At 56.8% G+C, this 24,697-nt stretch carries 26 protein-coding genes and 1 pseudogene; 18 read left to right on the top strand and 9 right to left on the bottom strand.

Annotation, left to right across the window (positions count from 1 at the left end; translation table 11 throughout):
- Positions 1-801 carry a glycoside hydrolase family 25 protein gene (locus tag ACR0IU_RS19015; RefSeq protein ID WP_480717336.1) on the bottom strand — a complete coding sequence of 267 codons (801 nt, stop codon included), beginning with the start codon at positions 799-801 and terminating at the stop codon, positions 1-3.
- A gap of 45 nt (positions 802-846) precedes the next feature.
- On the opposite strand from ACR0IU_RS19015, the gene ACR0IU_RS19010 reads away from it, so the two are divergent.
- From ACR0IU_RS19010 to rpmE, 3 genes are all read left to right on the top strand, one after another.
- A complete protein-coding gene (locus ACR0IU_RS19010; protein WP_480717335.1) occupies positions 847-1,020 on the top strand; it encodes a hypothetical protein in 174 nt (57 codons plus the stop codon).
- 162 nt (positions 1,021-1,182) lie between these two features.
- Positions 1,183-1,566: a 50S ribosomal protein L19 gene (gene rplS, locus ACR0IU_RS19005; protein WP_010437578.1), complete on the top strand. Its 384-nt coding sequence runs from the start codon at positions 1,183-1,185 to the stop codon at positions 1,564-1,566.
- Between the two features lie 11 nt (positions 1,567-1,577).
- Positions 1,578-1,799, top strand: a complete 222-nt coding sequence (rpmE, locus tag ACR0IU_RS19000; protein WP_039541571.1) for a 50S ribosomal protein L31 — start codon at positions 1,578-1,580, stop codon at positions 1,797-1,799.
- A gap of 48 nt (positions 1,800-1,847) precedes the next feature.
- Here the strand turns inward: rpmE and ACR0IU_RS18995 are convergent, their stop codons facing one another.
- From ACR0IU_RS18995 to ACR0IU_RS18980, 4 genes are all read right to left on the bottom strand, one after another.
- A complete protein-coding gene (locus tag ACR0IU_RS18995) occupies positions 1,848-2,828 on the bottom strand; it encodes a hypothetical protein (protein ID WP_480717334.1) in 981 nt (326 codons plus the stop codon).
- On the bottom strand, positions 2,746-3,873 hold the full coding sequence (locus ACR0IU_RS18990; RefSeq protein ID WP_480717333.1) for a cellulase family glycosylhydrolase: 1,128 nt from the start codon (positions 3,871-3,873) through the stop codon (positions 2,746-2,748). Before ACR0IU_RS18990 ends, ACR0IU_RS18995 begins: the two co-directional genes overlap by 83 nt.
- Before the next feature lie 158 nt (positions 3,874-4,031).
- Entirely contained in the window at positions 4,032-5,618 is a 1,587-nt protein-coding gene (locus ACR0IU_RS18985; RefSeq protein ID WP_480717332.1) for an MFS transporter, read from the bottom strand.
- A 129-nt stretch (positions 5,619-5,747) separates the two neighbouring features.
- Positions 5,748-6,635 (bottom strand): AEC family transporter, encoded by an 888-nt coding sequence (locus ACR0IU_RS18980; protein WP_480717331.1) that lies wholly within the window; start codon positions 6,633-6,635, stop codon positions 5,748-5,750.
- Between the two features lie 217 nt (positions 6,636-6,852).
- Here ACR0IU_RS18980 and ACR0IU_RS18975 point away from each other — a divergent pair, with 217 nt between their 5' ends.
- Positions 6,853-7,662 (top strand): division plane positioning ATPase MipZ, encoded by an 810-nt coding sequence (locus ACR0IU_RS18975; protein ID WP_010437571.1) that lies wholly within the window; start codon positions 6,853-6,855, stop codon positions 7,660-7,662.
- Between the two features lie 153 nt (positions 7,663-7,815).
- A complete protein-coding gene (locus ACR0IU_RS18970) occupies positions 7,816-8,613 on the top strand; it encodes a class II glutamine amidotransferase (RefSeq protein ID WP_480717330.1) in 798 nt (265 codons plus the stop codon).
- Positions 8,614-8,677: 64 nt separating this feature from the next.
- On the opposite strand, the gene ACR0IU_RS18965 is transcribed toward ACR0IU_RS18970, so the two are convergent.
- Both ACR0IU_RS18965 and ACR0IU_RS18960 read right to left on the bottom strand, forming a co-directional pair.
- Complete coding sequence (locus tag ACR0IU_RS18965; protein WP_480717329.1) at positions 8,678-9,913, bottom strand: adenylate/guanylate cyclase domain-containing protein; 1,236 nt, start codon at positions 9,911-9,913, stop codon at positions 8,678-8,680.
- 62 nt (positions 9,914-9,975) lie between these two features.
- Positions 9,976-10,428 (bottom strand): MarR family winged helix-turn-helix transcriptional regulator, encoded by a 453-nt coding sequence (locus ACR0IU_RS18960; protein ID WP_480717328.1) that lies wholly within the window; start codon positions 10,426-10,428, stop codon positions 9,976-9,978.
- 58 nt (positions 10,429-10,486) lie between these two features.
- Between ACR0IU_RS18960 and hmgA the strand changes: the two genes are divergently transcribed.
- The 9 genes from hmgA to ACR0IU_RS18915 all read left to right on the top strand — a co-directional run bounded on the left by hmgA (position 10,487) and on the right by ACR0IU_RS18915 (position 18,041).
- The gene (gene hmgA / locus ACR0IU_RS18955; RefSeq protein ID WP_480717327.1) at positions 10,487-11,842 is read left to right on the top strand and encodes a homogentisate 1,2-dioxygenase; all 1,356 of its coding nucleotides are present in this window, start codon (positions 10,487-10,489) and stop codon (positions 11,840-11,842) included.
- 66 nt (positions 11,843-11,908) lie between these two features.
- A complete protein-coding gene (gene fahA / locus ACR0IU_RS18950; RefSeq protein WP_480717326.1) occupies positions 11,909-13,165 on the top strand; it encodes a fumarylacetoacetase in 1,257 nt (418 codons plus the stop codon).
- Positions 13,166-13,168: 3 nt separating this feature from the next.
- Positions 13,169-13,525 carry a VOC family protein gene (locus tag ACR0IU_RS18945; protein ID WP_480717325.1) on the top strand — a complete coding sequence of 119 codons (357 nt, stop codon included), beginning with the start codon at positions 13,169-13,171 and terminating at the stop codon, positions 13,523-13,525.
- A 3-nt stretch (positions 13,526-13,528) separates the two neighbouring features.
- Positions 13,529-14,479 (top strand): MBL fold metallo-hydrolase, encoded by a 951-nt coding sequence (locus ACR0IU_RS18940; RefSeq protein WP_480717324.1) that lies wholly within the window; start codon positions 13,529-13,531, stop codon positions 14,477-14,479.
- Positions 14,480-14,613: 134 nt separating this feature from the next.
- Positions 14,614-16,224: an FAD-dependent oxidoreductase gene (locus ACR0IU_RS18935; protein ID WP_480717323.1), complete on the top strand. Its 1,611-nt coding sequence runs from the start codon at positions 14,614-14,616 to the stop codon at positions 16,222-16,224.
- 5 nt (positions 16,225-16,229) lie between these two features.
- Positions 16,230-16,427 (top strand): DUF2783 domain-containing protein, encoded by a 198-nt coding sequence (locus tag ACR0IU_RS18930; protein WP_480717322.1) that lies wholly within the window; start codon positions 16,230-16,232, stop codon positions 16,425-16,427.
- Between the two features lie 4 nt (positions 16,428-16,431).
- On the top strand, positions 16,432-16,974 hold the full coding sequence (locus ACR0IU_RS18925; protein WP_480717321.1) for a VOC family protein: 543 nt from the start codon (positions 16,432-16,434) through the stop codon (positions 16,972-16,974).
- Between the two features lie 7 nt (positions 16,975-16,981).
- On the top strand, positions 16,982-17,620 hold the full coding sequence (gene maiA / locus ACR0IU_RS18920) for a maleylacetoacetate isomerase (protein ID WP_480717320.1): 639 nt from the start codon (positions 16,982-16,984) through the stop codon (positions 17,618-17,620).
- A gap of 88 nt (positions 17,621-17,708) precedes the next feature.
- Positions 17,709-18,041 carry a DOPA 4,5-dioxygenase family protein gene (locus ACR0IU_RS18915; protein ID WP_170475707.1) on the top strand — a complete coding sequence of 111 codons (333 nt, stop codon included), beginning with the start codon at positions 17,709-17,711 and terminating at the stop codon, positions 18,039-18,041.
- Here ACR0IU_RS18915 and ACR0IU_RS18910 read toward each other — a convergent pair.
- Positions 18,038-19,666, bottom strand: a complete 1,629-nt coding sequence (locus ACR0IU_RS18910; protein WP_480717319.1) for an acyl-CoA synthetase — start codon at positions 19,664-19,666, stop codon at positions 18,038-18,040. The genes ACR0IU_RS18915 and ACR0IU_RS18910 overlap by 4 nt on opposite strands.
- A 219-nt stretch (positions 19,667-19,885) precedes the next feature.
- On the opposite strand from ACR0IU_RS18910, the gene ACR0IU_RS18905 reads away from it, so the two are divergent.
- Entirely contained in the window at positions 19,886-21,277 is a 1,392-nt protein-coding gene (locus ACR0IU_RS18905; protein ID WP_480717318.1) for an aminotransferase family protein, read from the top strand.
- A gap of 234 nt (positions 21,278-21,511) precedes the next feature.
- Here ACR0IU_RS18905 and ACR0IU_RS18900 read toward each other — a convergent pair.
- Positions 21,512-22,048, bottom strand: a pseudogene (locus ACR0IU_RS18900) (AAA family ATPase).
- Between the two features lie 239 nt (positions 22,049-22,287).
- Here ACR0IU_RS18900 and ACR0IU_RS18895 point away from each other — a divergent pair.
- From ACR0IU_RS18895 to ACR0IU_RS18885, 3 genes are read left to right on the top strand one after another with little or no spacing between them, the layout of a single operon-like run.
- Positions 22,288-23,103, top strand: a complete 816-nt coding sequence (locus ACR0IU_RS18895; protein WP_480717317.1) for an ABC transporter substrate-binding protein — start codon at positions 22,288-22,290, stop codon at positions 23,101-23,103.
- Position 23,104: 1 nt separating this feature from the next.
- A complete protein-coding gene (locus ACR0IU_RS18890) occupies positions 23,105-23,938 on the top strand; it encodes an amino acid ABC transporter permease (RefSeq protein ID WP_010437538.1) in 834 nt (277 codons plus the stop codon).
- Entirely contained in the window at positions 23,938-24,669 is a 732-nt protein-coding gene (locus ACR0IU_RS18885) for an amino acid ABC transporter ATP-binding protein (protein ID WP_480717316.1), read from the top strand. Before ACR0IU_RS18890 ends, ACR0IU_RS18885 begins: the two co-directional genes overlap by 1 nt.
- The last annotated feature ends 28 nt before the right edge of the window (positions 24,670-24,697 follow it).

Genomic DNA, 24,697 nt, shown 5'->3' with positions numbered 1-24,697 from the left:
CTAGCGGGTCGCTTTCCAGAGCGCCCAAGTCTCGGGCGTACCATTAAAGGTGTTGATGTCGACCTTGCCCTGAACCCCCGGTACCAGACCTGTGCCGGTATACTGCCAGAACCGCCAGATCGCGCGTGGGTAGACATTGCGAGGATGTCCGGCGACCGAACGCAGCCAGAACTCTGTCTTGGGCAGCCGGCCAATGTCGGTGTCGCGGTAAAAGTCGACCGTTGTATAGACAATCGGGCGGCGCCCATAATGGCGTTCCAGAATATCCAGGAATTTTTTTGCCTCGGCCCGGACGGTTCGCCCATCGGGGCGCAAGGTGCAGGTTTTGGAATGCGGCGTCCATTCCATGTCCAGCACATGCGGCAGATCGGCCCCATTGGGCACGTTCTGGATGAACCAACGGGCCTGCTCATGAGCTGGGCGGCAGAAATAGTAATAGTGGTAGGCACCCCAAGGCACACCAGCAGCCTGTGCACCGCGCCGATGTTCTTCAAACATCGGATCGGAGAAATCCCCACCCTCGGTGGCCTTGATGAACGCGAAACTGACACCGGATTTCTGGGCGGTGCGCCAGTCAATCGGCCCCTGCCAGCGCGATACATCAAGCCCGTGCACCGGGTAATGGCCGGGGTGGCGACCCTCCCATTCATGCGGGTCGGCGTCACCAAACGCGGGATAGATGATCGAAGGCGGGGTCGTGTCCGCAAAGGCCTGCGGTTCAACCGCCTGAGGCTGGGGGCCGCGGCGGCCACATGAGAAGAGTGCAAGCGCTATGACGGCCAGCAGGAGTGCTTTGCGCATCTTTTGGTCCTGTATCAAATTTCTGCTCTGATAATTGAACCCAGAATGCCTGATCTGGCCGCCAAGGCAACGATGTATTTGACCGATGGCGAAAACACACCGGCATCCGCAGTGAATCGTGCCAGTTTAGGCTTGATCCCTGCACACAAAGCCCTTAAAGCAGCGCAATCCGGTGCCGTATTACGCGACTCCGGTGTTTTGGTTTGCATCCTGACGTGACGCCCGGCTTTCTTCGGCCCCGGCGCGACAGGGCGGACCGGACCAAAAGGAACATTCGATCTGACCTCTGGCGGGCTGTACGCAGGACCCGGTGAAGACCAAGAGCTCTCAGCCCGTGCCCAAACTTCGTGGACCAACCACGAGCAGATAGGAGTAACTGCGATGGACCTTATCGCACAGCTTGAGGCGGAACAGATTGCCGCCCTGGGGAAAGACATCCCCGATTTCAAAGCCGGTGACACCATCCGTGTCGGCTTTAAAGTGACCGAAGGGTCACGTACCCGTGTGCAGAACTACGAAGGCGTCTGCATCGCACGTAAAGGTGGCAACGGCATCGCCGGTTCGTTCACCGTTCGCAAAATCTCGTTTGGCGAAGGTGTGGAACGTGTGTTCCCGCTGCATTCGACCAACATCGACAGCATCACCGTTGTCCGCCGTGGCCGCGTTCGTCGCGCCAAACTGTACTACCTGCGCTCGCGCCGTGGTAAATCCGCGCGTATCGCAGAGGTCACCAACTACAAGCCCAAGGCTGGCGCCGAGGCGTAAGGAGCGGAAAGATGAAAAAAGACATCCATCCCGATTATCACCTCATCGACGTCAAAATGACCGATGGCACCGTGGTTCAGATGAAATCCACCTGGGGTGCCGAAGGCGACCAGCTGGCCTTGGAAATCGACCCCTCCGTGCACCCGGCATGGACCGGTGGCTCGTCGCGCCTGTTGGACGCTGGTGGCCGCGTGTCGAAGTTCAAGAAGAAATACGAAGGTCTGGGCTTCTAATCCCAAACCGCTCGAATTCAAAAGACCGCCCCTTGGGGCGGTCTTTTTTTATTGCAACAGATCAAGATAAAGCCAGCGCGCACCATTAAGTTCTGTCAGGTCAACTATGTGCCTGCCATTTTCATATTGATGCGCCATTGGAGGAAGGGCCCGGCCCGGATCAACGGACCTCAGTTTGAGGTCAGCGGAGGCGGTAATCTGCAAAATGCCCGTAACCGGTTCGACCCGGAAGGCAGCTGATTGAGGTTCGACAGAAACACTTCGCCCTGAAATCGAAATCAAAATCTGACGCGATTGTGCAATGTCATTGCCATCCAGACTTTGAACTGCCACCGCCGCCATGGGTGTCGTGATGTCGAATACAACATTTCTGGTCGTAATTACCTCGTCATGGAAAAAGCCTGCCGCGATCTGACTCTTTCCCGTGTCCACCGTGAACCGGGCATTGCCAAAGTCGCGCTGAAACTCGCCCGTATCTGCGGCAACAACAGTGGCATCCTCTGCCAAATATGATCTGTCGAGATCAAGCGGGCCGTATTCGTCGCGGTTCAATTTGGTCGCCGCGAGCCACGGCAATGCACGAGTCTCGGGCATACATGTTACCAACCTGCTTTGTTCAAACACTGTCCGTATGGCAACTGATGTTTCCGGAGACACGGGACGGCCAAAGAACGTGTCCTCATCCAAGCAAATCGCGTACGTATTCTCGGCTTGCTTGACATGGCCTTCCCGGAACAGAAGGGCTGCGGCGGGCATCATCCATATCATCCCGGGATCTTCGGCCATACTCCAATTGTTTGGCGAAGTTGATCGGTTCAGAGATTGCTGTGAGTAGCCATAGATCATCATGGCATCCCAGCCTTGATGCGCTGCGCTCGTCGCAACACGGAGCGGCGTGATGAACCTATCTTCTGCGGGAAACTCCCCAATGTTCCACTCCGAAACGCTAAGCGGCATACCTTCGACCTGCGCGATCGCGATCCATTCCAAAAAATCCACTCTGTTGGCGCGGGTCAAAACCAATTTCACCAACTGCTCCATAACTATGCGCGTCGATTATGGACCCAACGGTCAGCGATGGCAGACCCGCGATTGTCATCCCGCCCCAAAGGCTCGTTGTCGAGATCAGACCTTCAAATCCAGTGTCGCGAACAGCGGGGATCAGTTGTTCGTTAAAACGGCGTTCAAGATCGTTCAGAAAAATCTTCGAGTCGCCGTGCTCCCATGTCCGCCAGGTTTCATCGGGATCAAGCCCGTTGCCGCGCGCAAATTCATCTGCCAGAGCCATGAATAGTTCACTATGCATAGGTACATTCTTGTTCGGGAGGAGAGCGTTGCCGAAGTGATGTGTAAGGTCGTTTTCGTTCGTCAACATCACAGCGACGACTGCCGGGTCCTCGGCATACGTAAGACCCGTCAAAGAATTTTCGTGACGCAAATAGGCGTTCTGGAATTCGACCATTCGCGCCTCAATGCTGCGCGAGATGTAGTTAAAGCCTCTGACATCGGCGATATCGTCATCCCCAGCAATCTCATCGAACCCGGAAATTCCGTCCTGCGGCGTAAACCTTCGACCTACATGGAGATCAAGCCATACGTAAATTCCTTGCCTCTTGAGCGCTGCAATCCAAGCGTCAAGCCTTTGCATCGACGCTGGGTCGAGGTTAAGCGTATCAGAGGGATCTGATCCGAAGACGTTAGGACCCACCCAATGAGAATCGTGGTGGTGAATTCTGACAAGGTTAATCCCCAACCGTGCCATCCTTTGGGCATGCAGTTCGACTGAATTCAGGTTGGTGTGAAATAACGCATATGCCTGTAGATTAACGCCCCAAAAACGGACTGGCGTCCCATCCTCAAACACCAATGCACCGTCTTGCGCTAGAATTTTTCCGTGAAACCCGGCAGGTTTATGATTGAGCCAACTCAGGTCAGGAGTCGGTGCATAGGACAGCACCCTATCTATTGGCCATTTGTCCGAAGCCGAGGATTCTTGTGCCAAAGTGCATACGGGCAAGGTACACAGTGATAAAAGGACATACAGAAACCGTTTCGTGATACCAAGTAGACTCATTAACTTTTCCAATACCAATACATCCACATCATAACCTCAGTTCCGGTAGCCGCTATTCACAAAAGTTGTGCTTCCGGACGTACCAGTTATGTTTTCGCTATGCTCAACTCAGAGCATGAAGTAAGCCCCTAACCCAGAATCGTACTTGAAACCGTGCGCTATCGGGTCAGGTTCACCGCGCTATGCACAGGCGGAACGGGCCCTCTGAGCAGCAGCAATGCCAGCAGCATCCCAGCCAGTGCGACACCGGCAGCGATCAGCATCACACTGTCAAAAGCATCATCCTGAAGATCACGCAGAGCACGTGCCAGTGTCGCGCCAGTATCCGGATCAAGCCCAGCGATAAGCTGCTGTACCTGACTGGCTCTACCATGGGTCAACGCATGAGCCAGATCGGCCCGTTGCTCTGATCCAGCGGGTAATGCGGCGATCACTTCGGACAGACCCCGACGGGTGGTGATCGCCTCGGCCAGCCCACCGACCACGGCACCAAGGGTCGCACCAAAATAGAGGAACGCGTTCACCACACCCGAGCCCTGCCCCATGTGCTCTTCTGGCAACAAGCGCAGCCCGAGACGAGGCAGCAATGAAAACCCGATGCCAAGCCCGGTCCCTATGATCAGCAGCTTCCACCAGATCCCGCCCATGCCGGTCGTGTTCGTCGTCATGGTCAACAGCAGGAAACCACAGGCCATGAAACCCATGCCAAGTATCACGGGCCATTGGAAGCTATAGGGTGCCAGAAAGCGCGGCGCGATCACGGACACAACGAACATGCTGAGGCTCAACGGCAGGATCGCCACACCTGCACCGACGGCCGATAAGCCAAATGCATCGGGCGACTGCACAAACACGTTGAAATAGACAAAGAAGCTAAACAGCGCGAAGCCGGTGATGAACATCCCCGCCGCTGCCATGAAATAGCGGGGATGACGGAAATAACGCAGCTCTATCAGAGGGTCTGCGCTTCGGCGCGAGGTGATAATCAACGCAATCACCGCAATCGCTGAAACGCAAAGCGGGATTAGTGTCGAACTAGAGGTCCAGCCCTGGCTTTCGCCATTGCTAAGAGCGAAGGACAGCGGACCGAGCAGCAGGACCAAAGCAACGGCACCAGCCAGATCAAACTTCGCACCAGCAAGCCGCGTGTCAGGGACATAATGTTCCTTGCTCACCCGTAACCCAACCAAAAATGCAACCAGCAGCAGCGCGAGATCGGTGGCAAACACGCCCCGCCAACTGAGGTAATGCGCGAACGCGCCGCCCAAGATCGGACCCACACCGATCGCCAACCCAACGATCGCACCCCAGGCGCCGGTTACGCTGGCCCGCTGATCTTCTGGTGTCGCCGCCGTCAACAATGACAGAGAGGTGCCAAACAACGCCGCAGCCCCTGCGCCCTGAGCCCCTCGGCCTATCAATAACATGGCAGCATCCTGCGAAAACAGCACCAGGGCTGAGCCAAGGGCAAATACAATCATCCCGGCAAAGAATACGCCGACCTTGCCGGTAATATCACCCAGCCGGCTAACGATGGTAACAAGTGTGGCGCTCACCACCGTATAGATTGCCATCACCCATTGCAGGCTGGATGGTGACAGATCAAATTCGGTTTTCAGGTTGGGCAGGATCGTCGCGACGGCGGTCGAATTGAATCCAACTACCATCATGCACAGCGCCGTCATTATGAGAACCAGACGCCCCCCACGCGAGCCTGAATTGTCATCAGTTACGCTTGCTGGCATCTGTGTACTCCTCGTTCAGGAATAGCCTGCTGGCCTTCATTGCGCATAGCCTAGCTCTGTGTTGTTCCTATTATTAAACGATTTTTCGTTGGTGCGTATAGTTTTTCCGCAAGGCGAGCTTTGCCCACTTCAGACCCAGTAAGACAGTGCCACCGGCAACACCAAAATCGTGGTCAGGGTTGAAACCAGAATGAACCCGGCCACGTCGGGCCCGTATTCCGGTACATGTTGATCAATGAATAGATATGTTGCGACGGAAGACGGCATCAGGCAGCACAGGATCACCGCCCCCCGCTCGGCCCCCGTGAAGTCGAAAGCCCAGACTAGCGCGCTTGCAATCACCATGGCCATCACCAGGTGCAACGCAGTCAGCAATACAGCGCGCCCAAGGCTTATGATCCGCAGCGTCGCAAGCGTGTGCCCCAACGTCAGCAGCATCAGCGGAATCGAGAGACCACCCAGTATGTCAAAGGATTTGGCGACCGGTTGTGGAAGGCTATAGCCAGTGGCCATCAGCACCAGAGATAGCGCTACCGCGTAGATGATCGGAGATGTGGCAAGTTTTCTGGGTGAGAACTCCCCAGCCGGAATCCACATACCGATCGTGAAAATACTGATCAGCACAACAACCACAAATCCCATCGTATAAGCCATGCCGGCATCCCCCAACGCCAGTAAGGTTATGGGAAGACCGATATTGCCGACATTGCCGTGCATAAGCGGCGTTAAAAACGCCCGCGCTGGCAACCGCATCAGCTTGAGCGCGACAAACCCCAACACTCCAAATCCTGCGATCGCCAAAGCGGCTGCTGTCATCACGTCAAGAAACGTGCCGACCGCGATTTTGGTGGTCGACAAGTGCGAGATGATCAGGGTTGGATATCCGACCCTCGATACGATTCCACCAATGACCTTATTGTCGAACGGAGCACGGATTAGTGCCAGACAATAACCGATTCCAGCACAAATCAGGACGGGCAGAACCACGTTCAGGACGTTCAAAAACAGATGGTCCAATTGCTGTCCTTAATCACAATTCCTCGATCCCGACAGTGAAATACGGGCGTCTGTTTGGCAAGGAGTTACCCTAAACCCAACCCATCACGCGTTTTTCCAAAATAGAGCCTGATAAAGCTACTCGGGACGGCCCGAGGTTCTTCCCTTCCACGCTCACACAACATATAGTGGCTGCCACAACGTGTAGATAAACACGGCGGGACTTGGGAATACAGGCATGGCACATATCATCGTGGTCGGGAACGAAAAAGGCGGCGCAGGTAAATCGACCGTGTCAATGCATGTTGCCACTGCCCTGGCCCGACTGGGGCATAAGGTCAGCACGCTTGATCTCGACTTGCGGCAGCGCAGTCTGGGCCGGTATTTCGAGAATCGCCTGAACTTCCTCAACGGCTCGGACCTGTCTCTGCCCAGTCCGCGTCATCACGACCTGCCCGAGATTGACGCCAGCGCGCTGAAACCCGGCGAGAATATATATGACCACCGCCTGTCGGCTGCCGTCGCAGAGCTGGAAAGTGACAGCGATTTTATCCTGATCGATTGCCCCGGATCGCATACGCGCCTCAGCCAGGTGGCCCATTCACTGGCCGATACGCTGGTTACGCCGCTGAACGACAGTTTCATCGATTTCGACTTGCTGGCGCGGATCGATTCCAAGGGTGAGAAAATCCTTGGTCCGTCGGTCTATTCCGAAATGGTTTGGAACGCCCGCCAATTGCGTGCTCAGGCCGGCTTGAAACCGATCGACTGGGTGGTGGTGCGTAACCGGGTCGGGACGCAGCGCATGGTCAATAAGGAAAAGATGCAACGCGCCATCGAGATGCTGTCGCAGCGCATCGGTTTCCGGGTGGCATCTGGTTTCTCTGAACGGGTTATCTTCCGCGAACTTTTTCCGCGCGGGCTGACCCTGCTGGACCTCAAGGATATTGGCGTCAAACAGCTCAATATCTCGAACATCGCCGCGCGGCAGGAATTGCGCGACATGATGAAAGAATTGAACCTGCCGGGCGTTGAGATCGATTTCTGATTACCGAATCGGATGGTAAGCTTGACCCGCACATGCCGCGATACTTCGACCATTTGATAGATGGATACGCCATATTCCCCTGAACTTTGGGTGCTTTTTTTCAATTACCAATGCTATTTATTTCCAGACTTCACAAGAATTGGATAAAGGCTGATGTGTCGATTTCTGGCGTGGATTGGTGAGAACCGCTATTTGGATGAGTTGATCTTAAAGCAAGAGCAATCTCTGGTTGAGCAAAGCCGAAATGCGCTTGTCGGGAAGACACCCATAAACGCTGACGGTTTTGGCCTTACCTGGTATTCGGATCGCACAGACCCGTGTTTCTACAAAGATACCAATCCTGCATGGTCAGATGCCAATCTACGGCAGCTCGCGCATCACACCCGATCCAATCTTTTTCTAGCCCATGTTCGCGCGTCGACGGGAACGGCTACCTCGCGAAACAATTGCCACCCATTCGGATACGGTAGGTGGAGTTTTATGCACAACGGGCAAGCTGGTGGTCACAATCAAATTCGTCAAAGGCTTGATGCCATGATCCCCGCCGATCTTTATGAACACAGACAGGGCGCAACCGAAAGCGAGGCAATTTTCCTGATCGCCCATGGAGAAGGTCTTGAAGTCGATCCAATTGGCGCAATGTTCCGCGCGGTCAAGCGCGTTGAGGAGCTCTCGAGGAAGAGCGGTGATCTGCCTTATCTGCGATTTGCAGCGTGCTGGTCAAATGGAGAACGCCTGTTCGCGGCCAGATACGCATCAGATCGTTTCGCCCCCAGCCTTCACTATCGAAAATGCACCGATGGTATCATCGTGTCATCAGAGCCCTTGGATGGTGAGTGTGAAAACTGGAATGAAGTAGCGACAAACGCAGCAATCGAAACCGACGGATGCGATATTCGCATCCACGCGTTTCAACCCAGGACTACACACCATAAACGTGACGTTGCCTAACCCGGATTTGAACCGGGCGAGCCCTCTGAAACCAAAATGCTTCGCACCCCAAAGTGCAGAGCGCTTATTTTGAGGGAGTATGGACCGTAAACAGCTCTTTCGGCTCTGCCACACCTCGCAGCATATAGCGCCCAACTGAAATCAGATCCTGATCGCAAGGCTGAGCCGCACGGGCCACATCATCCGAGATCAATATTCGCTGCCCCAACGAACGATGCATCCCGGCGATACGGGATGTCTGGTTCACGGTCGGGCCGATGACGGTAAAATCAAGACGGCTGTCGGCACCGATATTGCCATAAAGAATCTCGCCCGCATGCAGGGCCAGCGTATAGTTCGAAACGGGCTGCCCACGCTCTTTGCGCAGGGTGTTCAGCTCGGCCATACGCTCCTGAAGCATTGTCGCGGCAGCCAGAGCGGCACGGGCGTCGGCATCAATTTCGCCCACATCAAACATCGCCATAACCCCGTCGCCCATAAATTTCAGGATATTGCCATCACATTGATGAACCACATCCACCACCGCAGCGAGGTAGTCATTCAACATGTCAATGACTTCAATCCCCGGAAGTTCTTCCGACAGGCTGGTGAAACCTTCGAGATCGAAATTCCAGATCACTGCATCGATTTGCTGCAAAGACCCCCGTCGGATTTCGCCGGACAGGACCCGCCGCCCGGCATCACGTCCCAGGTAAACCCGCATCAAGTCCTTAGACACCCGCGCATTCGAGGCCGACTTCAAGGCCAAACCCAGGTGCGGCAGCGCAGTTTCGATCACTTCCAGATCATCGTCGCCGAACCCTTCAGGCGCGTTGCTGGCCCAGGACATCAGCACGCCATCAATTGACATTTTTGCATCGTGCGGGTTGGTTTGGCTGGGCACATCAAAGCTAATACCAGTCGCGTAATAGTCCGTGGCACCATTTTCCCGCAATTCATTCAGCAATGGAAATCGACTGGGCTCATTCTGATCGACCAGACGTTCGCGGATCGCGTCGACGTCCTCGTTCAGAATGACGTAGAGCGGGCTTTTGGTCCAAACCTCGCTGGGCTCCTCGGAGTATTCGAAAGTTTGGAAATCACCCCCCCGATCCTGATACCAGCTGTATCCGGTGCCACCGTAGACCGGATGCAATGCCGGTTGCGCTGCGTGGAACCGCATCAAAGGCACGCCAAGATCGACCAGGCGGTTGCAGTAACCGTCCAGCAGCTCTTCTTTGTCGGCCCCTTCCAGACCGCGGGCAACAAGCCAATTGATCAGATCATGGGATTTTGCCGTTGGGGACGCCGGCTTGGTCATTTCACAGTCCTGTGTTTGTTATGGCGTTGATCTGGGGATCGTGGCCCCGGATTACCAGAGTATTATTCCATTCCGGCAAGCCGTCGCAGCATCATGCGCAGCAATGCCGCCTCGCCAGTCGTAAAATGGGCCGCAAGCTTGGCGTCATAGTCGCGCGCGATCCCGCGTAGCTCACGATACACACTCTCACCAGAGGTTGTCAGCGTCAGCCTTTCAACCCTGCGGTCATTTTCGTCCCGCGTCCGTTTCAGATATCGGCGCTGTTCAAGCTTGCGCACAGCGCGGCTGACTTTGGTCTTATGGATCTTCGCGCGCAGACCGATATCCTTGGCTGTCATCTCACCATAATTTCCAAGGTGAAACAGCACCCGCCACTCGGTGCGCAGCATCCCGTATCGATTCTTGTAGACGCGTTGAAATTCGAGCGAGCTTTCCTCGGCCGCCTGATTCAACAGGAATGGCAGGAAATTTCGCAAATCAAACTCATCTTTTTCATCATTATTCTGCTGTGTCATCCTTGTTAGTTACAAAATCAACTATTATCCGACAAGCAGCAACTTGAAGGAGCGCCCGATGAATCGCCCCACCGATCCGCATAAGATGACCCAGGCCAGCACCCCTGTCGGAACCCATCCCGGCTATATGCCCGGCTTTGGCAATGACTTTGAGACCGAGGCCCTGCCCGGTGCGCTGCCGCAGGGCATTAACAGTCCGCAAAAATGTAACTATGGGCTATATGGCGAACAGCTGAGCGGTACGGCCTTCACCGCCAACCCGCCCGAGCGCACGTGGTGCTATCGCATTCGGCCTTCTGTGAAGCATTCGCACCGGTATGATAAAATCGACCTGCCTTACTGGAAATCAGCTCCTTGCGTTGATCCGGACGTGATCTCTCTGGGCCAATACCGCTGGGATCCAGTGCCACATTCGGATGAAGGCCTGACCTGGCTGACCGGCATGCGCACGATGACCACGGCCGGGGACGTGAATACTCAGGTCGGTATGGCCAGCCACATCTATCTGGTCACTGAATCGATGGTGGATGACTATTTCTTCTCGGCAGATTCCGAACTGCTGGTGGTGCCCCAGGAAGGTCGCCTGCGTTTTGCCACTGAAATGGGCATCATCGATCTGGAGCCGAAGGAGATCGCGATTATCCCACGCGGGCTGCTCTATCGCGTCGAAGTGCTGGAAGGCCCCGCGCGCGGATTTGTTTGCGAGAATTACGGACAGAAATTCGAACTGCCCGGGCGTGGCCCGATTGGGGCCAACTGCATGGCAAACCCACGCGACTTCAAAGCTCCCGTGGCGGCGTTTGAGGATCGCGAGGTGCCCTCGACCGTGACAATTAAATGGTGCGGGCAGTTCCACACTACCAAGATCGGTCACAGCCCGCTGGATGTGGTCGCTTGGCATGGCAACTACACGCCTTACAAATACGATCTGCGCACTTATTGTCCGGTCGGCGCGATCCTGTTCGACCATCCCGATCCGTCGATTTTTACCGTTCTCACCGCACCTTCGGGTCAGCCGGGCACAGCCAATATCGACTTTGTTCTGTTCCGCGAGCGCTGGATGGTTATGGAAGACACGTTCCGCCCACCCTGGTATCACAAGAACATCATGTCCGAGCTGATGGGCAACATCTACGGTCAGTATGATGCCAAACCGCAAGGGTTCATCCCGGGCGGCATGAGCCTGCATAACATGATGATCCCGCACGGGCCCGACAAGGAAGCATTTGAAAAGGCGTCGAATTCGAACCTCGGCCCGGATAAGCTGGAAAACACCATGTCCTTCATGTTCGAAACCCGCTTCCCACAGCACCTGACCGGTTTTGCCGCAACCGAGGCCCCGCTGCAGGACGATTACATCGATTGCTGGAGCGACATCGAAAAGAAATTCGACGGAACCCCCGGCAAGAAGTAAGTACCGCTCAAGTCCTAAGATTTTTCGTCGAAAAATCTTGGCCTCGAACAAAGGTTTGGAGACAAGATGCCTTTAATTAATTCCTGGGTCTCATCGGCCAATTCCGCCGATCACCCATTTCCACTGAACAACCTGCCTTATGGCGTATTCTCTACAGAAAGCACCGAGCCCCGCTGTGGGGTGGCTATCGGTGACATGATCTTTGACGTCACCGCCGCCGAGGTCGATGGGCTAATCGCACTCTCTGACGAGCCGCTCTTTGATCTGCCGTTTTGGAATCCGTTGATGGAAGAAGGCCCTGCCGTATGGGCCGCCTTGCGCGACCGCCTGATCGCTCTGCTGGCCGAAGGCTCAGACGCGCAGCACAAGATCGAAGGCCTGCTGATCCCGCAGGACGAGGCCGAGATGCATATGCCCTTTGCCGTCAGCGAATACACCGATTTCTACGCGGGACGCCATCACGCCCAGAACGTTGGCACCATGTTCCGTGGCGCTGAAAATGCGCTGCCGCCGAACTGGCTGCACATCCCCATCGGCTATAATGGGCGCGCCTCTTCGGTGGTTGTTTCGGGCACCGATATCCGCCGCCCTTGGGGTCAACTGAAATCCCCCGATCAAGACCTGCCCGCCTTCCTGCCCTGCCGCCGCTTTGATATCGAGCTTGAGATGGGTGCGATCGTCGGCACACCGTCTGACGGCCCGATTTCTGTGCAGGAAGCCGATGACAACATCTTTGGATACGTCCTGCTGAATGACTGGTCCGCGCGCGATATTCAGGCGTGGGAATACCAACCGCTGGGGCCGTTTCAGGCCAAGGCGACAGCGACATCGATCAGCCCGTGGATCGTGACCAAAGCGGCGCTGGAGCCATTTCGCTGCGACACGCCGGATCGTGAGTTTGCCCTGTTGGATCACCTGAAAGATTGTGGACCGATGCTGTATGACATTGATCTGGCCGTGACCATGGCACCCGAAGGCAAAGACACCACAACCATCGCGCAGACCAATTACCGCGAGATGTATTACTCAGCAGCGCAGCAGTTGGCGCATCACTCGACGTCTGGCTGCCCTATGAACACAGGCGACCTGCTGGGATCCGGCACCATCTCGGGCCCGACCAAACCGGAACGCGGCTCATTGCTGGAACTCAGCTGGGGCGGGATAGAACCGCTGACGCTAGACACCGGTGAAACCCGCAGTTTTATCGAAGATGGTGACACCATGACTCTGACCGGCGCGGCCAAGGGCGACGGCTACACCATCGGCTTCGGCGATTGCGTGGGCACTGTGCTGCCTGCGTTAAGCGACCCTTATGCGCGCTGATTGATGTTTCGACTCGACCATATCCAGATTGCGATCCCCGAAGGTGGCGAATCCACCGCGCGGATTTTCTGGTGTGATGCATTGGGATTGAACGAATTGCAAAAGCCCGAAGCCCTGCGCGCGCGTGGTGGCCTCTGGCTGGCGCTGGGTCAGTGCGAACTTCACTTGGGTGTCGAGAAAGACTTCTCACCAGCCCGCAAAGCCCATCCGGGTTTCGCCGTCGATGATCTGGAGGCGATCGCCGCTCAGATCAAAAGTTACGGTCAGAAATTGCGCTGGGACACAACACTAAATGACCGCCGCCGGTTTTTCACCGAAGACCCATTCGGAAACCGGCTCGAGTTTTTGCAAAAGGATTGAGAAATGGCCAAGGCATTCGCGTCCCAGGGGGACATGTCGGAAAAGAAAATCAGCTTCACCGAGGTGGGCGAAGGGCTTTACGCCTTCACCGCCGAAGGCGACCCAAACTCGGGCGTGATCATCGGCGATGACAGCGTGATGATTGTCGAGGCGCAGGCGACCCCGCGTCTGGCCAACAAGGTGATCGAATGCGTGCGCTCGGTCACGGACAAGCCGATTACCCATGTGGCGCTAACGCATTACCACGCAGTTCGTGTGCTCGGCGCCAGCGCTTTTGGCGCGCAGCAAATCCTGATGTCGGACATGGCTCGCGCCATGGTTGTTGAACGGGGTCAGGAGGATTGGGACAGCGAATTCCAACGCTTCCCCCGCCTATTCGAAGGACACGAAAGCATCCCCGGCCTCACATGGCCCACCACCACCTTCAGCGACACAATGACGGTTTATCTGGGCAACCGCCGGATCGACCTGATGCATCTGGGCCGCGCCCATACGGCAGGCGATATCGTCATCCATGTGCCCGATCAGAATGTCATGTTCACCGGAGACATCGTTGAATACCACTCGGCCTGCTATTGCGGCGACGGGCATTTCAGCGACTGGGGAGATACGCTGGATGAGATCAAGTGGTTTGACGTGGACGCTATCGCTCCGGGACGCGGCGACGCATTGGTCGGTAAGGACATGGTCAACGCGGCCATCGAAAACACCCGCGATTTCGTAGAAAGCACCTATCGCCCGGCGGCCAATGTTGCGGCGCGCGGTGGCAGCCTGAAGGAAGCATGGGACGCGGTCCGCGCCGAATGCGACCCCAAATTCGCCGACTATGCGATCTATGAACACTGCCTGCCGTTCAATGTTGCCCGCGCCTATGACGAGGCGCGCGGCATCGACACACCCCGCATCTGGACCGCCCAGCGCGATCTCGAGATGTGGGAGGCCCTGCAGGGCTAAGAATTCCTGGCCGGATTTGATCCAGATCGTGGCGGCCCGGATTTGACAGTGAAACGCTAAGACCACCCCTCCGGCGCTGTACTGCCGGAGAACAGATGAGGTGCGCCCGCTGCACCAGAACTGGGAGAGAGACCGTGAACAAGATTTTCGAAGTTCCACTTTACGCCTACGAGGCCAGCCCGGACCAATCCGCCCCCGCACCCGTGCGCCACAAGGTCATCATTGTCGGGGCCGGTCCGGTTGGTCTGGCTGCCGCCATCGATCTGGCCCAGCAAGGGGTCGAGGTGCTGGTGCTGGACGACAACGATAAAGTCAGCTTTGGCAGCCGCGCGATCTGTTTCGCCAAACGCCCGCTAGAAATTCTTGACCGTCTGGGCTGCGGGCAGCCGATGGTGGACAAGGGTGTTCTTTGGAACAAGGGCAAGGTGTTCTTCGATGAACGTCAGGTCTATGAATTCGACCTACAGCCCGATAGCGGCGATCAGCGCCCGGCCTTCATCAACCTGCAGCAATACTATTTCGAGCAGTTTCTGGTCGACCGCGTCCGCGAATTGCAAGCGCAGGGCGCACCGATCGAAATCCGCGGCCGCAACAAGGTCGAAGCCGTTGGAACCCACCCCGATCACGTCAAGCTTGAGGTCGAAACGCCTGAGGGTTCGTACACCATCGAGGCGGATTGGGTCATCGCCTGCGACGGCGCGGGCTCACCCATGCGCGCCATGATGGGTAAGGATTTTGTGGGCCGCGTGTTCGAAGACAACTTCCTGATCGCTGATGTGATCATGGAGGCCGATTTCCCCTCGGAACGCTGGTTCTGGTTCGATCCGCCCTTCAACAAAGGCCAATCTGCGTTGCTGCACAAACAACCCGATGGCGTCTGGCGCATCGACCTGCAATTGGGCTGGGATATCGACAAGGAGCGCGAAAAGCGCCCGGAAAACGTGATCCCGCGCCTCAAGGCCATGCTGGGCGAGGAGGTAAATTTCGAGCTGGAATGGGTCAGCATCTACACCTTCCAGTGCCGCCGGATGGAGCAATTCCGCCATGGCCGCGTGATTTTTGCCGGTGACAGTGCCCATCAGGTCAGCCCGTTTGGCGCACGGGGCGCAAATTCGGGTGTGCAGGATACCGACAACCTGTGCTGGAAACTGAAACTGGTGATCGATGGCAGCGCACCTGAATCTTTGCTGGACAGCTACGATCAGGAACGCATTCACGGCGCGGACGAAAACATCCTGAACTCGACTCGCTCGACCGATTTCATCACCCCGAAATCGCAGATGTCACGCATCCTGCGCGACGCGGTGTTGGACCTGAGCGAACATTACGATTTTGCCCGCCCGATGGTGAATTCTGGCCGCTTGAGCGTGCCTTGCGTCTATGACGGCTCGCCGCTGAATTCGGCGGATGCGTTGAACGGACCATCGCAGACGCGCCCCGGTGCGTCCTGTCCCGATGCGCCTTTGGGTGATGACTTCCTGCTGCCAAAACTGGCCGGACAGTTCACGCTGCTGACCATCGATGCCGATGCGCCAGACGAGATCGAGGTCGATGGGATCACCGTCAAACGCCTTGCACTCTCGATCAAGGACGACCCGACCCTGACGCTGAAGCGCCGCTATCTGGGCGATGCGAGCGGAGCGGTCTATCTGATCCGACCCGATCAGCACGTGGCCGCCCGCCGCGACACCTACGAAGAAAACGCATTCCGACACGCGGTGCGCCGCGCCACAGGCAAGGAGTAAGCGATATGGCCGAACTGATCCTCTCATCCAATCTGACCCAGGCGGACGATTTCTATGCCGATCTGGTGGCCGCCCATGAAGGGCTTGAGAAAGCCGAAAGCGATGCGTTCAACGCGCGCCTTGTGCTGGTTCTGGCAAACCACATCGGCGACAACGCGGTGCTGAAACAGGCGCTGGGCGCTGCAGCCCTGAAACAGGAGTAAACCCATGAAAATCGAACAGATTCACCATGTCGCCTATCGCTGCAAGGACGCGAAAGAGACTGTGGAATGGTACGGCAAGATGCTGAACATGGATTTCATTCTGGCGATTGCCGAAGACCATGTGCCTTCGACGCACGAACCCGATCCCTATATGCATCTGTTTCTGGACGCCGGAAACGGCAACGTGCTGGCGTTTTTTGAACTGCCAACCAAGCCCGAAATGGGGCGTGACCCAAACACTCCGAAATGGGTGCAGCATATCGCCTTCAAGGTGAAGGACCGTGATGAGTTGATTGCCTTCAAGGACCATCTCGAAGCCAATGGGGTCGAAGTTCTGGGTGTCACGGATCATTCGATCTTTCACTCGATCTATTTCTTCGACCCAAACGGCCACCGCGTTGAACTGGCTTGCCCCGACCCCGAGGAAGAGGCCATGCTGGCCCGGCTGGATTCGGTGAAATGGGATATGCTCGAAGAATGGTCGCGCACCAAACGAGCCCCTCAGCATGCCGACTGGCTGCATGCCAAGGAACTAAGCAAAGGCTGACCATCATATGTCCGAAGTGGTGCTGTATGATTACTGGCGCTCCTCCGCCAGTTACCGGGTGCGAATTGCGCTCAATTTAGCAGGGATCACCTATCGCCCTGTTGTGGTCGATCTGGTGAACGGAGCGCATCGCGCCTCGGATCATTTGGAACGCAACCCGCAGGGTCTGGTCCCGGTGCTGGATATCGATGGGGTTCGATTGACCCAATCGCTGGCGATCATCGATTATCTGGATGAGACCCGCGACCTGGGCCTGCTGCCAACCGATCCGGCCAAGCGAGCCGCGGCGCGGGCATTGGCGCACAGCATCGCGGTGGATATCCATCCGGTCTGCAACCTGTCGGTTGCCAAACATGCCACCGCGCTTAGCAATGGCACAGGCGACATGCCCGGCGACTGGATGCGCCACTTCATCCGACCGGGTTTGCTGGCGTTTGAATCGCTGCTGAGCGGCTTTGATCAATCCCCGTTCTGCACCGGAGACACCCCCGGTCTGGCCGATATCTGCCTGATCCCACAGCTTTATAATGCGCGCAGGTGGGAAGTTGATCTATCCAACATGCCACGCCTGACAGCAGTCGAGGCCGTTTGCGCAGAGCATTCCGCCTTTGCCGCAGCCCATCCCGATCTGCATACTCCGCTCTGAACCGGTGCACACGGTCTGTGTGGCAGTGTGGGTGCACAAATCCTCGCGCCACCCTTAGGTTTCTGTACAACGTCAGACGGAGACCCCCATGCCCGAGATCACCGGCTACCATGCCCATGTCTATTTCGACGCCAACACACAGGACACGGCACAGCAAGTGTGCGAAGAAGCCGCGCGCCTGTTTCCCGCCGTGCAGATGGGCCGCATGCATGCGCGCAACGTTGGCCCTCATCCGCGTTGGAGTTGCCAGCTGGGCTTTCCCGCCGAAGCCTTTGATCAGGTCTTTCCCTGGCTGATCCTGAACCGGAAAGGGCTGACTATCTTTACCCATCCAGAAACCGGCGATCACTTGGCCGATCACCGGGATCGCGCCATTTGGATGGGCGAGATGCTGGAACTTGATCTGTCGATCTTCGATTAACCCAGCTCCCGCGCCCGGTCGCGCAAGATGAACTTCTGAATTTTCCCCGTCGACGTTTTCGGCAACGCCCCGAAAACAACCGTCTTGGGCGCTTTGAAGTGGGCCATATGATCCCGGCAGAAAGTGATGATATCCGCCTCATTCGCCTCTGCCTGCGGTTTCAATTCAACAAATGCGCACGGCGTTTCACCCCATTTCTCGTCCGGGCGGGCCACCACCGCTGCTTCCATCACGGCCGGGTGTTTATAAAGCGTGTCTTCGACCTCAACGGATGAGATATTCTCGCCGCCCGAGATGATGATATCCTTAGACCGATCCTTCAGCGCGATATATCCGTCCGGGTGCATCACGCCCAGATCGCCTGAAGCAAACCAACCGCCTTTGAAGGCCTTTTCCGTCGCCTCGGCGTTCTTGAGATAGCCCTTCATCACGATGTTACCCTGCATGAAGATCTCGCCCATGGTATTGCCATCCGAAGGCACAGGCTCCATCGTCTCGGGGTCAGCGACCATCAGGCCCGAGAGTGCCACGTATTTCACCCCCTGACGCACCTTCAGTGCAGCGCGGTCTTCCGCGCCTTTCTCGTTCCATTCGTCCTTCCACGCACAGACAACGGACGGCCCGTAGGTCTCGGTCAGACCATAGACATGGGTAACCTCGACCCCCATCCCTTCCATCGCTTCGATCACTTTGGCGGGCGGCGGAGCACCAGCGGTCATCGCCCTGATCTGCTGCGTGAAATCCTTGAGGTGATCCGGCGCATTGGCCAGCATATTCAGCACAATCGGCGCACCGCAGAAATGGGTTACGCCCTCTTCCCGGAACGCACGATAGATGGGCTCGTCGCGTACGGCGCGCAGGCAAACGGACGTGCCTGCATTGGCCGCCATCGTCCAGGGAAAGCACCAGCCGTTGCAGTGGAACATCGGCAGCGTCCACAGATAGACCGAATGCTGCGGCATGCCCCATGTCAGGATGTTCGACGTCGCATTCAGCGCCGCGCCGCGGTGGTGATAGACCACGCCTTTGGGGTATCCGGTGGTGCCGGACGTATAGTTCAGCGTGATCGCGTCCCATTCATCTGCGGGCAAAGACCAATCGAACTCCGGATCGCCCTCGGCCAGCAGCCCCTCATAGGTCAAATCACCCAATCGTTCGCCACCGTCAAAGCTGGCATCTTCGATATCGATCACCAGAATGTCATGATCCACCTGCGTCAGCGCCTGTTTCACGACGCCCGAGAATTCGGGATCAACCAGCAGCACCTTGGTTTCGGCATGGTTCAGAATAAAGGTGATGATCGGCGCATCCAGCCGAGTGTTGATCGCATTCAGCACTGCGCCCGCCATGGGCACGCCAAAATGTGCCTCGTAAAGCTCGGGAATATTGGCCGCGATGATCGACACTGTGTCGCCCACGCCCACGCCACGCGCACTCAGCGCGCTGGCCAGACTTCGGCTCCGCGCATAGGTATCAGCCCAGCTATACCGGCGCTCACCATACACCACGGATGGGTAATCCGGATACACTGCCGCCGTCCGCTCAAGATAGCTGAGCGGAGACAGAGGCGTGAAATTCGCAGGGGTTTTTTCCAGATGTTGCTGGTAGATTGGTGTGGCTGTCATCCGGCGATCCTCCCAAACTCGACAGATTGGCGTATTGAGCACAAAGTTTACGTCATAACAAACCCGTATTAATACGCGTTTCTGGTACACTGGAGATATCCTATGGGCTAATCTGGCCCTACTTCACGCGCACCATTCGCGTTGATCTGCAGTATCACGTCACTTTGCGCCCACAGGGATGCTCTGATTCCCGTGCGCCCTATTTTGAAAGGACATGTCATGGACGGCACGTTCAACGAAAACGATCTTTCCCGCGTTGTCGAAGCTGACCGCGCCCACATCTGGCATCACCTGATCCAGCATAAGCCTTTTGAGACCAATGACCCCCGTATCATTGTCGAAGGCAAGGGGATGCGCGTTTGGGACCAGAAGGGCAAGGAGCATCTGGATGCTGTCTCTGGCGGGGTCTGGACTGTCAACGTCGGCTATGGTCGCGAATCCATCTGTAAGGCGGTTTATGACCAGCTGATGAAGCTGTGCTATTTCGCCAATACCGCAGGCTCGATCCCCGGTTCGAATTTCGCGGAAATGCTGATCGACAAGATGCCGGGCATGAGCCGCGTGTACTACACGAACTCGGGCTCCGAGGCGAACGAGAAGGCGTTCAAAATGATCCGCCAGATCGCGCACAAGAAGTACGGCGGCAAGAAGACCAAAATCCTGTATCGAGACCGCGACTACCACGGCTCGACCTTGGCGACGATGTCAGCAGGCGGTCAGGACGAGCGCACCGCGCAATACGGCCCCTTTGCACCCGATTTTGTGCGCGTTCCGCATTGCATGGAATACCGCAAGCACGAGCTGGACGGCGCACCGGAAGAGAACTTTGGTGAATGGGCTGCCAACCAGATCGAAGAGGTCATCCTGCGCGAAGGCCCCGACACCGTTGGCGCCCTGTGCCTTGAGCCGGTGACCGCAGGCGGTGGCGTCATCGAAGCGCCCGAAGGCTATTGGCCCCGCGTGCAGGAAATCTGCAAGAAATACGACGTGCTGCTGCACATTGACGAGGTTGTCTGCGGCGTTGGCCGGACCGGCACTTGGTTCGGATACCAGCAATACGGCATCAAACCTGACTTCGTGACCATGGCCAAGGGCGTTGCCTCGGGTTATGCCGCGATTGCCTGCATGGTAACCACCGAGGAAGTCTTTGACATGTTCAAGGACGACGCGTCAGACCCGATGAGCTATTTCCGCGATATCTCGACCTTTGGCGGCTGCACTGCCGGTCCGGCAGCGGCGGTTGAGAACATGCGCATCATTCAGGATGAAAACCTGCTGCAGAACTGCATCGATATGGGCGACCGCATGATGGGCAACCTTCAGGCGCTGATGGAAAAGCACAAGGTTATCGGTGATGTGCGTGGCAAGGGCCTGTTCCTGGGCGCCGAACTGGTCGCGGATCGCGGTGCCAAAGAGCCGGTGGACGAAAAGCAGGCACAGGCCGTCGTGGCTGACTGTATGGCGCAGGGTGTCATCATCGGTGTTACCAACCGTTCGATCCCCAGCCGCAACAACACGCTGTGTTTCTCGCCAGCGCTGATCGCAACAGCGGACGATATCGACCAGATCACCGACGCCGTAGACGGCGCGCTGGGACGTGTCTTCGGTTGATCCGGGTATAAAGCCAATCAACCAAAGCATTGAAACCCGCCAGATGTTTGGCGGGTTTCTTTTTCCGACAGTACCGTCAAAGAAAGGCGACTCGGATCCGTAAAGCGTCGATACTATTTTCGACTTCGCCAATACGATTTCCGAAAGCTCTTATTGAGTGCATCAAACCCATCTGAAACTGTCGTCAGAACAACCCGTCTGATTGCCCCCATACGGATAAAGCGGAGTTCTGAGTCAAAGTGCTCCGCAATCCCTAAGAATGAACTCGACCCGTTCTTCGACCGACGTTTTAGGCAATTCCATATGCATATAGCCGAGGGTGTTCAACGCCTGTTCAATGCGATGGTTTTCACGGACTGCTGCATCGAAATCGCGGCGTCGTTCCTGGTCTTTAGAAAATAACTCGCGCCATAGTGGGATCACGAAAACTTGCGCTTCGAATGACGAAGATTCGCGGAGTGTTTCGTCAATCTTTTAACCGCGAGAGTGTGCCTAGGCGGCAGCTGCGTCGATCAATCCTCGGTCAAAGAATACAATGCCATCAATGTTTTGCACAGCCTCTAAGTCTGATTTTGCCATCTCGACAGCTCGCCGCGCAAAGGCTCGCATATCCACCCAACACAACGCTTTTCCGATACCAGCTAGCTCTTCTGCAATGATACGACGACCTGGTTCCCGTACCGTGGCAAACCCAAGCTCGCGCAAGGCGGTGAGTAGTGTCGATTTCCCACCACCAGAACAACCTGTCAGCAGGACAAATCTATCTTTCAATCTTCTGCCCTCCCCTCATACGTCTATTGCCATCTGAGTACTCGATGTTGCGGTGGCGAAACTTGCGACACCGGGCTCAATTCCGAATCTGGTTGCTGCTAGATACGCGGGCTTTCGATCATCTGAAATAAGATAGAAATCGAATCCAGTCGAAGCCCAATAGCTACGCATCTGCTGGACAGGCCCGACCGGCAGAACTACCGTAGCGGCAAAATGATCCAACAGGAGGATTCACTCGGATGTCCAAGACACTCACGATCGCGGCAAGTACGGTTCTGTTTCTCTCGACGGCAGCATATGCGCAGGACCAATGCGCCGCTGGCAAGACACTGACAGACGGCAAATTCACCATCGCAACAGGTAACCCTGCCTATTACCCTTGGGTACTTGATGACGCGCCCGAAAGCGGCGAAGGGTTCGAGGCCGCAGTGGCCTATGCGGTCGCCGAAGAGATGGGGTTCGCGGCTGATGATGTCGTCTGGGTCCGATCTTCATTCGACGAGGCGATCCAACCCGGCGCCAAGGAATTTGACGTCAATATGCAGCAATACTCGATCACGCCTGAGCGCGATCAGGTGGTTGATTTCTCTACCCCCTACTACACCGCTCCGATGGCGGTTCTGGTGAGCCCTAACTCAACCGAGACAGCCCCAACGCTTGAAGCGTTGAAAGGCCTGCAATGGGGGGCCGTTGGCTCGACCACGGCGGTGCCAAAACTGGCAAGCATCATCCAACCCGACAGCGATCCGCTGCTTTATGGCGACAATGCGGACGTCAACGCCGCCATGTCGGCCAACCAGATCGATGCGGCCCTATTCGATCTGCCCACTGCCCTGTTCCTGAGCGCGGTGATGATCGAAGGCTCAAAAGTCATCGGCCAGTTCCCGGCGGATGAAAATGACAATCCCGATCATTTCGGCATGCTGATGGAAGAAGGCAACCCGCTGAAGGCATGCGTGGACGAGGCGCTGGCAGCGCTGATGGCGAACGGCAAATTGGCTGACATCGAGGCCAAATGGCTGCAGGACACCACCGGTGTCCCTCTGATCAAGTAACATGGCAGATCACAAGGCGGCGGGGATGACCCGCCGCGAACGGTACGAGGCGCACCAACGACGACGCTCGTTGGTGATCGCCACAATAAGCACGGTCACTGTTGTGGCCGCGATTTACTTTCTGGTGCCGCTCGCTCCGGGCTGGTCGAAGGTTCAGCAGAGCTTTTTCAACGGCGAGACACTAGTCAAAACCTTCCCGAAATTGCTTGAGGCGTTTCGGATCAACGTGATGATCTTTTTATGGTCCGCACCGGCGATCGCCGTGCTTGGCCTGTTGATTGCCTTGGCGCGGGATGCCAAATCACCTGCCCTGTTTCCGCTGCGCATCTTTGGCGCGGCGTTCACCGACATTTTCCGCGGCGTGCCAGTGATCCTGACGGTCTATCTGATCGGCTTCGGTATCCCGGGGCTGGGCCTGCCGCGTCCATGGAATTCGCCTTACATCTGGGGCTCGCTGGCGCTGATCCTGACCTATTCGGCCTATGTGGCCGAGATCTTCCGTTCCGGCATCGACAGCGTTCACCACAGCCAGCGCGCCGCCGCCCTGTCGCTGGGTCTGTCGGAACGGCAGGTGATGCGCGACGTGGTGTTGCCGCAGGCCATCCGCAACGTGGTGCCATCACAGATGAACATGCTGATTGCACTGCAAAAGGACGTCTCGCTGCTCAGCTTCATCGGTCCGGTCGAAATCTTCCGTCAGGCCGGGGTGTTCAAATCACTGCTGGCGAATTTCACCCCTTATGTGGGGGCCGCGATTATCTTCCTGATCGTCACCATTCCGGCCACCCGCTATGCCGATCACCTGATGGCCCGCCAAATGCGAGAGAGGCGCTGATGCCAAAACTGGAACTTCAGGGCGTGGTCAAGCGCTTTGGCGACCGTACAGTCTGTGACGGGATCAACCTGACCGTGGATGAGGGCCAGATGGTCTGTCTGATCGGCGCGTCCGGGTCGGGAAAATCCACCCTGTTGCGCTGCATCAACCTGCTGGAACCCATCGAGGACGGTACGATCTTTCTGGATGGCGAGGATATCTCGATCCCCGGTCTGAACCCGCAATCGGTTCGCGCCCGCATTGGGATCGTTTTTCAAAGCTTCAACCTGTTTCCGCATATGACCGCGCTGGAAAATGTCATGCTCGCCCCCCGCCGGGTGCGTGGGCTGACGCGCGCCGAATTGCAGCCCGAGGTCGAGACGCTGTTCAGCCGGTTCGGGCTGGCCGACCGGATGCACAACTATCCCGACCAGCTGTCGGGCGGTCAGCAGCAGCGCGTCGCCATCGTGCGCGCCTTGGCCATGCAGCCCGAGGTCATGCTGTTTGATGAGATCACATCGGCCCTCGACCCGCAACTGGTGGGCGAGGTGCTGGATGTTCTGCTGATGCTGAAGAAACAGGGCATGACGATGGTGATGGCCACGCATGAAATGGGCTTTGCCCGCGAGGCCGCCGACAAGATCTGTTTCCTCGACAGCGGTCGGATCATTGAAGAAGGCCCGCCCGAGGCGGTGTTTGACCACCCTTCGCACCAGACCACGCAGGCCTTTCTGGCGCGGGCGCTGAAGTAAGCGCCCCGGCTCTGAAACCCTGACGATC

The organism is Ruegeria sp. CL5, from assembly GCF_056536485.1.
This window is presented reverse-complemented; position numbering and strand designations above follow the sequence as displayed.

Bases quoted from the DNA above. Each gene is read 5' to 3' on its own strand.
- ACR0IU_RS19015 (WP_480717336.1), bottom strand. From the start codon at position 801: ATGCGCAAAGCACTCCTGCTGGCCGTCATAGCGCTTGCACTCTTCTCA.
- ACR0IU_RS19010 (WP_480717335.1), top strand. From the start codon at position 847: ATGCCTGATCTGGCCGCCAAGGCAACGATGTATTTGACCGATGGCGAA.
- rplS (WP_010437578.1), top strand. From the start codon at position 1,183: ATGGACCTTATCGCACAGCTTGAGGCGGAACAGATTGCCGCCCTGGGG.
- rpmE (WP_039541571.1), top strand. From the start codon at position 1,578: ATGAAAAAAGACATCCATCCCGATTATCACCTCATCGACGTCAAAATG.
- ACR0IU_RS18990 (WP_480717333.1), bottom strand. From the start codon at position 3,873: ATGAGTCTACTTGGTATCACGAAACGGTTTCTGTATGTCCTTTTATCA.
- ACR0IU_RS18985 (WP_480717332.1), bottom strand. From the start codon at position 5,618: ATGCCAGCAAGCGTAACTGATGACAATTCAGGCTCGCGTGGGGGGCGT.
- ACR0IU_RS18975 (WP_010437571.1), top strand. From the start codon at position 6,853: ATGGCACATATCATCGTGGTCGGGAACGAAAAAGGCGGCGCAGGTAAA.
- ACR0IU_RS18970 (WP_480717330.1), top strand. From the start codon at position 7,816: ATGTGTCGATTTCTGGCGTGGATTGGTGAGAACCGCTATTTGGATGAG.
- ACR0IU_RS18965 (WP_480717329.1), bottom strand. From the start codon at position 9,913: ATGACCAAGCCGGCGTCCCCAACGGCAAAATCCCATGATCTGATCAAT.
- ACR0IU_RS18960 (WP_480717328.1), bottom strand. From the start codon at position 10,428: ATGACACAGCAGAATAATGATGAAAAAGATGAGTTTGATTTGCGAAAT.
- hmgA (WP_480717327.1), top strand. From the start codon at position 10,487: ATGAATCGCCCCACCGATCCGCATAAGATGACCCAGGCCAGCACCCCT.
- fahA (WP_480717326.1), top strand. From the start codon at position 11,909: ATGCCTTTAATTAATTCCTGGGTCTCATCGGCCAATTCCGCCGATCAC.
- ACR0IU_RS18945 (WP_480717325.1), top strand. From the start codon at position 13,169: ATGTTTCGACTCGACCATATCCAGATTGCGATCCCCGAAGGTGGCGAA.
- ACR0IU_RS18940 (WP_480717324.1), top strand. From the start codon at position 13,529: ATGGCCAAGGCATTCGCGTCCCAGGGGGACATGTCGGAAAAGAAAATC.
- ACR0IU_RS18930 (WP_480717322.1), top strand. From the start codon at position 16,230: ATGGCCGAACTGATCCTCTCATCCAATCTGACCCAGGCGGACGATTTC.
- ACR0IU_RS18925 (WP_480717321.1), top strand. From the start codon at position 16,432: ATGAAAATCGAACAGATTCACCATGTCGCCTATCGCTGCAAGGACGCG.
- maiA (WP_480717320.1), top strand. From the start codon at position 16,982: ATGTCCGAAGTGGTGCTGTATGATTACTGGCGCTCCTCCGCCAGTTAC.
- ACR0IU_RS18915 (WP_170475707.1), top strand. From the start codon at position 17,709: ATGCCCGAGATCACCGGCTACCATGCCCATGTCTATTTCGACGCCAAC.
- ACR0IU_RS18910 (WP_480717319.1), bottom strand. From the start codon at position 19,666: ATGACAGCCACACCAATCTACCAGCAACATCTGGAAAAAACCCCTGCG.
- ACR0IU_RS18905 (WP_480717318.1), top strand. From the start codon at position 19,886: ATGGACGGCACGTTCAACGAAAACGATCTTTCCCGCGTTGTCGAAGCT.
- ACR0IU_RS18895 (WP_480717317.1), top strand. From the start codon at position 22,288: ATGTCCAAGACACTCACGATCGCGGCAAGTACGGTTCTGTTTCTCTCG.
- ACR0IU_RS18890 (WP_010437538.1), top strand. From the start codon at position 23,105: ATGGCAGATCACAAGGCGGCGGGGATGACCCGCCGCGAACGGTACGAG.
- ACR0IU_RS18885 (WP_480717316.1), top strand. From the start codon at position 23,938: ATGCCAAAACTGGAACTTCAGGGCGTGGTCAAGCGCTTTGGCGACCGT.